8 protein-coding genes and 1 pseudogene are annotated in these 7921 nt (G+C 35.2%); 5 read left to right on the top strand and 4 right to left on the bottom strand.

From position 1 onward, the window contains the following. Positions 1-105: 105 nt before the first annotated feature. Complete coding sequence (locus ACP69Y_RS16425; protein WP_425919509.1) at positions 106-1119, bottom strand: zinc-dependent alcohol dehydrogenase family protein; 1014 nt, start codon at positions 1117-1119, stop codon at positions 106-108. 134 nt (positions 1120-1253) lie between these two features. Here ACP69Y_RS16425 and ACP69Y_RS16430 point away from each other — a divergent pair, with 134 nt between their 5' ends. From ACP69Y_RS16430 to ACP69Y_RS16445, 4 genes are all read left to right on the top strand, one after another. After that, positions 1254-2168: a LysR family transcriptional regulator gene (locus ACP69Y_RS16430; protein ID WP_425919510.1), complete on the top strand. Its 915-nt coding sequence runs from the start codon at positions 1254-1256 to the stop codon at positions 2166-2168. Positions 2169-2268: 100 nt separating this feature from the next. Then, a complete protein-coding gene (locus tag ACP69Y_RS16435) occupies positions 2269-2529 on the top strand; it encodes a type II toxin-antitoxin system RelB/DinJ family antitoxin (RefSeq protein WP_425919511.1) in 261 nt (86 codons plus the stop codon). Next, positions 2516-2806, top strand: coding sequence for a type II toxin-antitoxin system YafQ family toxin (locus tag ACP69Y_RS16440; protein WP_425919512.1), 291 nt, complete (start codon positions 2516-2518; stop codon positions 2804-2806). Before ACP69Y_RS16435 ends, ACP69Y_RS16440 begins: the two co-directional genes overlap by 14 nt. Before the next feature lie 504 nt (positions 2807-3310). After that, positions 3311-4354, top strand: coding sequence for an HD domain-containing protein (locus tag ACP69Y_RS16445; RefSeq protein ID WP_425919513.1), 1044 nt, complete (start codon positions 3311-3313; stop codon positions 4352-4354). 595 nt (positions 4355-4949) lie between these two features. Here the strand turns inward: ACP69Y_RS16445 and nadS are convergent. Together nadS and ACP69Y_RS16455 are read right to left on the bottom strand one after the other, a co-directional pair. Continuing rightward, positions 4950-5222 carry a NadS family protein gene (nadS, locus tag ACP69Y_RS16450; RefSeq protein WP_425919514.1) on the bottom strand — a complete coding sequence of 91 codons (273 nt, stop codon included), beginning with the start codon at positions 5220-5222 and terminating at the stop codon, positions 4950-4952. Further along, positions 5215-5535 carry a type II toxin-antitoxin system RelE/ParE family toxin gene (locus tag ACP69Y_RS16455; RefSeq protein WP_265779217.1) on the bottom strand — a complete coding sequence of 107 codons (321 nt, stop codon included), beginning with the start codon at positions 5533-5535 and terminating at the stop codon, positions 5215-5217. The genes nadS and ACP69Y_RS16455 overlap by 8 nt, the downstream gene beginning before the upstream one ends. Positions 5536-5725: 190 nt before the next feature. Here ACP69Y_RS16455 and ACP69Y_RS16460 point away from each other — a divergent pair, with 190 nt between their 5' ends. After that, positions 5726-6421: a DUF3761 domain-containing protein gene (locus ACP69Y_RS16460; RefSeq protein WP_425919515.1), complete on the top strand. Its 696-nt coding sequence runs from the start codon at positions 5726-5728 to the stop codon at positions 6419-6421. Between the two features lie 107 nt (positions 6422-6528). On the opposite strand, the pseudogene ACP69Y_RS16465 reads toward ACP69Y_RS16460, so the two are convergent. Next, a pseudogene (locus tag ACP69Y_RS16465) lies at positions 6529-7855 on the bottom strand (ISNCY family transposase). Positions 7856-7921: the final 66 nt, after the last annotated feature.

Consider the following 7921-nt stretch of genomic DNA (forward strand, 5'->3'; position numbering starts at 1 on the left):
ATGTGAAGTACCTCTTATAATTATCCATAGAAGGATAAATTAAAACTAAGTACTTACACAAAATTTAGAACAGTCCCAAGGTGTCTTTTAATTTACTTATTTATTTTATGAAATTTGAATAAAAATCTTACCAAAGGCACCTTTAGACAGATGTTCAAAAGCAGCGATAGCGTCTTCAAATTTATATACATGATCAATGACAGGTTTAATTTGATTCGCATTTAAAAAGTCATTCATTCTTTCAAAAGCAACTCTTGGAGCTACTGCGATTCCACGAAGCTTTGTTTGACGGAAAATGAGAGGCATTAAATTTAACTGAGTGGTTTGACCGGTTAAGAAACCCACTTGAGCGACAGTGCCTGTTACTTTGGTTGCTGCAATAGACTGATTAAGACCATTGCCTCCTGCAACCTCAATGGTTACATCCACACCTTTACCATCCGTTAATTCAAGTACTCGCTCTTCCCAATTAGGATGGGTTTTATAATTAATTCCTTCATCCGCACCCAAAGCTCGAACCTTTTCTAAATTTACATCATTACTTGATGTAGCAATCACTCTAGCGCCATAGGCATGCGCTAATTGAATTGCAAAAATAGAAACGCCACCAGTCCCTTGCACTAAGACATTTTGTCCCGGTTTAAGGTTGCCGATATCCATCATTGAATACCAAGCCGTTAATGCCGCAATCGGTAACGTAGACGCTTCAACATCAGTCATATTATCTGGTGCTTTTACTGCACTTTCTTCATGCAGGATCATATATTCAGCAAGTCCACCTGGTAGTGGCATACCTAAACAGTAAGCCGGTTCATTAGGTCCTGGCTCTTCATCAATCCAACGAGAATAAAGTGTGGTATTGACTCGATCACCTAATTTAAAACGTGATACGCCTTCACCTACAGCCACGACAGTGCCGGCAGCATCTGATACTGGTATTAATGGTTTTGGAACTAAATGTGGTTCATAAAAACCTTCAACAATCGCTTTATCTCGATAGTTTAAAGATACAGCTCCAACTTTAATGAGGAGTTCGCCTGCTTTTGGCGTTGGTGTTTCCACTTCTTCTAATTTTAAGTTATTTAAACCAAAATCTTTGAGTAACCATGCCTTCATCATATCTTCCTATAAAAATAGATTTGATAATGCTTTAACTTCATTATCATTTGAATTCATCATAATTCAGGAGTCTGATTTTATTAATATGATAAAATTCTATTAATTGTGGAAAATAATTCCTTAATAGGTGGGTTATGGATAGTAAATTCTCAGGAATACTCGAGTTTGTTACGGCTGTAGATCAGGGAAGTTTTACTGGAGCGGCAGAGATCCTTGGAATTACCGGATCTGCGGTAGGAAAAAGTATTAATAAATTAGAAAAAAGATTGGGTGTGCAACTTTTTCATCGTACAACCCGACGCATTGTATTAACTTCCGAAGGTGAAGCATGGCTGATTAGTTTTCGTCGTATTTTGGAAGAGTTAGAACATATAGAAACATTCCTTTCAACAGAGAATGCTTATCCTACAGGGCGTATAAGAATAGATCTTCCTACGACTTTTGGTCGTCGATATATTTTTCCCATATTATTAGATCTAGCACAGCAATACCCTCAATTAGATTTATCTGTAACCTTTCAAGATAGAGCTGTGGATATGATTACTGAGGGAGTAGATCTAGTCGTAAGAATAGGCGACTTAAAAGATTCAACTGACTTAATCGCAAAGTCATTGGGCCATCAGAAACTACTCGTTTGTGCATCGCCATCCTATTTAGAAAAAAATGGATACCTGACCCATATAGAAGATTTAAAAAATCACCATTGTCTTATCGGTTGGAGAAGCCAGTATAAAGGGCATTGGTTTTTAAAGAATTCACTAGGTGAAACAGAAGCATACGAAATTAATTATACCCATGAAATACCAGATGGTGATGCCCTACTAAGTGCCTGCACTGCTGGCCTTGGTCTTGCTCAACTGCCAAGTTGGTTAGCTTTTGATGCATTAAGGGAGGGGAAAATAATCTCCATTCTTCCAGAAATATCAGGTGTCGAAATACCGATTCATGTGCTATGGCAAAAAAGATGGCATTTACAGCCTAAGATAAGAGTCGTAGTTGATGAAATAACAAAGTTTACGCATAACAAACCTGAGTTATTTTTTAAATAGTTAAGCTTGCCTAAAATTAACATAATAGAGCTTATGCGAATTGACTTTTTTTGATCTAGGAATATAATGTGATTAACAATGTTAATCAATGGAGTTTAACATGGCTTCAAATGCACTCGTTACTACTCGCATTAATGAAAATATTAAGCATGAAGCAACCGAAGTTCTCGCAACAATGGGTTTAACTGTCTCAGATGCAGTACGTTTGTTATTAACGAAAGTAGCTAAAGAAAAAGCTTTACCTTTTGAGATTTGGCAACCTAATGCTGAAACTATTGCAGCGATAGAAGAAGACCTAAGCCAAGCTAAGAGCTTTACTTCTGTAAAAGACTTGATGGCTGATCTAAATGCGGACGATTAAGTACACCTCAGCATTCAAGAAAGACTACAAACGTGAGAAAAAAGGGCCACATAGAAACTCCGTAGACTCTGAACTTCAAACCGCTTTAGAGTTATTACAAGCCGATGAACCCTTGTCTGAGAAGTACCGTGACCATGCTTTAGTCAGTAATTGGGAAGGTCATCGTGATTGCCATATCAAACCAGATCTTGTTTTAATCTATAAAAAAACAGAAGAAAGTGAACTTCTAATTTTAGAATTAGCCAGATTAGGCAGTCATAGTGAATTAGCAATTTGATCCAATCTATCTACAATAAATAGCCCTCGATTGAGGTCTATTTGACATAAAGCTTCTTATATAAAATTAAAAATTCAATTAATTATCATAAAGATAAACTCATTTTTTTTGTATTTCGTATAAGGTGTATTATGTTAATTTTAGATATTCTTAATTCTGTTCCTTTCTTTCCATAATTCTTTTGGAATTTGTGGATAAGCCAACGATTCAAGTTAGTAAAGCGATGGCTTAAGCAGGATTCAGGTTAACTAAGTTTAATTTAAAGAAGTAAGAGTTTTTTTAATTTTATTGTTGAGATCTTTTAATTATGTATTGCAGCACAAATGAGTTAACTTGAACTAAAAAATATTATTAGAGAAAATAGTTTATAGAATAAAAATTATTGTAACTAAAATTCATAAAACTTACTTTTATTATTTTATAGTCACTACTGACATAATTTCTGAGAATTTTATAAAATATTAGGATTAAGACTATATTTGAATTTTTGTTAGGTAAAATGTTATGAGATTAGAAAAGGATTCTCTGTGTTGTAATAACAAGCAGTATTTTTCAGACCCATATTTCATAAAAAGTAATATATATCAGATGATCACAAGCACTTCTGCCTTTAGGAGATTAGACGGTATTACTTTCTTAGGTGCTATTGGCCTAGTAGAGAAAGTAAATGGGAAAAAAGATATCAGTAGAGCTCAACATTCTATAAATATTGCTTCTTTAATCTACAAAATTAGTAATGCTAGATGTTATGATCAAGAATTAACCAAACATTTATGCGTTGCAGGGCTATTAAATGATATTGGTCATTTTCCTCTTTCTCACAGTGTGTCAGGTTACTTATCTAGAAAATTAAATATGGATCATCATGCTCTAGGGAGTTTAATTATCGATGGTGAATTTTCACAGCTTAGTGACTTAAATAAAATACTAAAAAATAATTTAGATATTACTTTTATTAAATCTTTACTAGATAAAAAAATAGAAAAAGATCTTGGTGGAGATATTTTTAGCAGTAAATTTAATGTAAGTACAATTAATGGAATATATCAAAGTGGGTTATTTATAGGTTATGATTTTTTTGATAAAGATAAAATAGTTAATGAGGTATTTTTAAAAAGCAGTAGAGATATTAATTATAGGTTATTAGATCAGTTTTGGGAGTCTAAGGATTTTATTTATAATCAGTTTATTCAGAGTGAATTTGGTTTGTTTGTAGATAATATAGGCGAATTGTTTTTTAAAAAAAATAAAAATACTTTAGATATTAATGATTTATTAAGCATAGAAAAAACATGGCATAAAAAGTTCTTTTTTATGAAGTTATTTAAAAACTTAGATTCTTCTAGTCTCCTATCAAATTACAGAGGAAGAACCTTTTATCTTCCTAAAGAAATCAATGGTAGTGATCAACTCTTTTATAAAAAACGAAAATATACTGTTAACACAAATGAAACTTCACTAAGTAATAGATATATTTGTTTAATGAATATGGAGAAACAGAAAAAGTTTAATGATAAAATTCCAACAAAAAATCTTAGCCTTTTTTAGTGTAAAGTTTTAATTTCAAAAAGTTTATGCATTTTTACTTAGTTAAACACTTACTGTAATAATTCTTATGCCTGAGCTTGGCCAAAGTAATAGGTCTGCACTTACTTCCTATTCCATTTAACATAATGGCGCTTATACGAAATGCTCTTTAAAATATTATTATTTATCAATAACTTAAATCAATAAAACCAAGGCCAAAAAGATCAAAAAACACACGTTTTAACAACTCGTGTGTTTTTTGATCATGTTTGTAATATTTAGCCAATAAAATCGGTTAAAAAACGCTCAATTCAGACATTTTTCCAATGTTCTCGGTCTTCCCAGGGCCAAAAATATCCCCAATTTCTGCGGATAAAACCGGGGTATTTTTTAGCCAGCTTTGTAAGCATTTTCTCACATTAATTCCAGTATATGGCTACTAGTTCTAATACTTGAAAGATCATATGATTAATACATCAGGAACAGGATGTTCCAGAACGTAAAAAGGAATTTTATGTTCTAACGCAAGGAATGTGAGGTACAACAGGATGTCGTACCAAGAACGGAATACGAAAAACCCCGACATCCTATCGGGGTTTTTTATTATCTGAAATTCTTAGATCAGAGTCGGATGAGCATCAAGAATACGAATTAAAGTCGCTGCTGGCCCCGTTGGATAACGACGGCCTTGCTCCCAGTTCTGTAGCGTTCTTGCGCTGATATGGAGGCGTGCTGCAAATTCAACTTGGCTTAAACCAGTCTTTTCACGTACTTCTTTAACATCAGGCAATTCAAGCTCCGTTGTTCGGGTTGCTTGGATCTCTTTACGTTTGATTGCGCCTGCTTCTTTGATTGAAGAAACCAGGTCATCAAATAAGTTGTTATCCATGAAATTGCTCCTTCACTAATTGGCGCAGAATTGCAGTTTCCTTATCCGTTAGAGTATCTTTCACCGATTTAGGATAAGCGATGAGGAAAAAGATCTGGTCATCCTCTGTGACCCAGTAATAGATCACACGGATACCACCACTTTTTCCCTTATTGCCCTGAGCACAACGTACTTTACGAATTCCACCACCATTTTTTACCAAGTCACCCTTATCAGGCTGTACCAATAGATCTTGCTGTAGCTGACGATATTCTTCATCAGTGACAAGATCTTTGATTTGCTTGGTAAAAATACTAGTTTCTATGAATAACATGAATTAAAGTACGTCAATGGCGTATAAACAATTATAGCATTCCAAAATTTAAAAAACGACAGACTTAAATTTTTATTAGTATAAAAGCGCCTAATTCTCTCTAATTTTTAATTAATACAATAATATTTCTTTGAAAAAAATTATTATTGATCAATAATTTATGGCAGACATGATATTTAGATAGTTTCACATGAAATGTATAAATAAAAATATTTTCTTAAGATACATATCAATTTGTATTTTAATTATTTTTACTAATGGATGCGTTTCAATAGAGACAAAGCCTGTAAGCTCCAGGCTTCAAGTCGATCAGAAGCCCAATACGCCTTCCTCTCCAAAAGCATATGATCCTATTGATGATTTTATTCAAGAATTACCAGTTCCATTAGATGTAAAAATAATTGGTTATGTAAATAAAGATATTTTAGAGGTATTCCCTACTCCTAAAGGGCTCAATGCAATAAATCATGTAACTCGAGGAACAAAGATATTCATCTTTGATACAAAAGGGGATTGGGCCAATATTTCTGCGGATAGGGACTATCCCTATTGGTTAAATCTTAAAAACATCTGTTTTACAGAAAAATGTTGGAAGCAAAATAAAAGTTATAAAATCCAACAAGGTGTAGATAAAAGTAAAGCTGTTCGGCCTTTAATAAATCAACCTAAAGCCAAAAAATCAAATATCAAAAGCAATAAGACCGCTATATCTACTAGCACTGGGAAAGGTTATACAAATGTAGACGGGAATTACGTGCCGAGTCCAAAGAAATCAAATAAACAGCCACCTGGTGCAACAGCAAAATGTAGAGATAGCACATGGTCTTTTAGTCAGAATAGTAGAGGAACTTGCTCTCATCACGGTGGAGTAGCTGTTTGGCTTTAACCTATTTAACATAAAATCTCTTATACGCAGCGAGGGCCTATAGATCCTTACTTTTTTGTGTTATTCCCAAGTAGAAATGTCCTACCTAATAACCAAATAGAAATGTCCTATATGGATATTTCCAAGTCAAGCACAGGATTCATATTTCGTTGTTGAATTGCTGTTTTCTGTGCACGCCTGCTTGGCATCTTTTGAGAGCGATTGCGTTTGTTTTGTTGTTCCAGTTCTTCATGCTGCTGTTGGATATGGGCCAGGACAGAACCTAATCTTTTATTCTCAACAATCTCTCGCTGGTTGAGCTGACTTAATTTATCGAAGATGCTGTAACTGATCTTTCTACCTTGATATTCAATTGCGACCGTAGCATCAGGGTATTCTAAAAACTCGATATATTTACCGATCAAACTCTGGTTTTGTTCGATATTTTCCAAAATGTAGATGCACTTGTCGTAGGTAATCGTGAGACTTTTACTGACTCTACGTGGCTCTCGCCAGGTAAAAATATCGTCTAATTCTTCAGGGATTTCAGTGATAGTACGGTGTAAATCCTTGGGATTGGAGGCCACCTTGGCAAACTTCTGATTGAACTGCTCAATAAAGCAGGGCAACCACGCATTTGCTTCTGCAATTGAACAGATACCTTCCAGACGCATCTCCTTAATCAGACGGTCATGAAGGGTTCTATTCGCTCGTTCCACACGACCTTTGGCTTGCGGTGAATTGGCAAAGATAATATCAATATTCAATCTACTCAGAACACGTCCAAACTGGGTAATCTTGGTCTCCTGTTTACTGCTTTGATTGACTCTAAAGACTGAATGTTTGTCACTGTAAAACGCTAAAGGCTTACCATGCTGTTGGATATAGGAACGTGTCGAAAGCATATAGTCAAAGGTTGATTCTGACTCACAGAAGCGTAAATGCTGTAATTTGCTTGTCGCATCATCAATAAACACCAGCAGACAGCATTTAGACGCTCGGCCTTCAAACCAGTCATGGTGTGAGCCATCAATTTGAATCAGTTCACCCATGCAGTCACGGTTATAGCGTGGCTGATACGGCCATTTCATGCGTTTGGATCGTGGAATCCACAAGTCAGCCGCAATCATCCAGCAACGTAGGGTTTCCACTGAAAGATCGAATCCATGCACAGTGGTGAGCTTTTCATGGGCCAAGGTGGATCCGAAACCATGGAATTGTTCAGCGATCAGGGTTAAGCACTGTAATCTGAGTGCTTCAGATAACCGGGAGTTACTCGATTGACCACGACCGGCATGGGCTAATGCAGCAGGGACCTTGAGCTTTATATCCTTGAATTAAGCGCCGGATCTGGCGTTCTGAGAGTTGTAAGAGTTGGGAGGCTTTAGATTGCGTTATGCGTCGATCACAGACTTCTTGCAAGACTGACAATCGTTTAAGTTCTTTATCCGACATAGACACCAACATATTAAACAGCCCGCTAAGAAATTCTTTAATTAAGTATTCTAAAAGCGGACATTT

It is taken from the genome of Acinetobacter sp. TSRC1-2 (genome assembly GCF_049895885.1).
In the GTDB taxonomy this organism is placed as follows: Bacteria; Pseudomonadota; Gammaproteobacteria; order Pseudomonadales; family Moraxellaceae; genus Acinetobacter.

Bases quoted from the DNA above. Each gene is read 5' to 3' on its own strand.
- ACP69Y_RS16430 (WP_425919510.1), top strand. From the start codon at position 1,254: ATGGATAGTAAATTCTCAGGAATACTCGAGTTTGTTACGGCTGTAGAT.
- ACP69Y_RS16460 (WP_425919515.1), top strand. From the start codon at position 5,726: ATGAAATGTATAAATAAAAATATTTTCTTAAGATACATATCAATTTGT.
- ACP69Y_RS16445 (WP_425919513.1), top strand. From the start codon at position 3,311: ATGAGATTAGAAAAGGATTCTCTGTGTTGTAATAACAAGCAGTATTTT.
- ACP69Y_RS16435 (WP_425919511.1), top strand. From the start codon at position 2,269: ATGGCTTCAAATGCACTCGTTACTACTCGCATTAATGAAAATATTAAG.
- nadS (WP_425919514.1), bottom strand. From the start codon at position 5,222: ATGGATAACAACTTATTTGATGACCTGGTTTCTTCAATCAAAGAAGCA.
- ACP69Y_RS16425 (WP_425919509.1), bottom strand. From the start codon at position 1,119: ATGATGAAGGCATGGTTACTCAAAGATTTTGGTTTAAATAACTTAAAA.
- ACP69Y_RS16455 (WP_265779217.1), bottom strand. From the start codon at position 5,535: ATGTTATTCATAGAAACTAGTATTTTTACCAAGCAAATCAAAGATCTT.
- ACP69Y_RS16440 (WP_425919512.1), top strand. From the start codon at position 2,516: ATGCGGACGATTAAGTACACCTCAGCATTCAAGAAAGACTACAAACGT.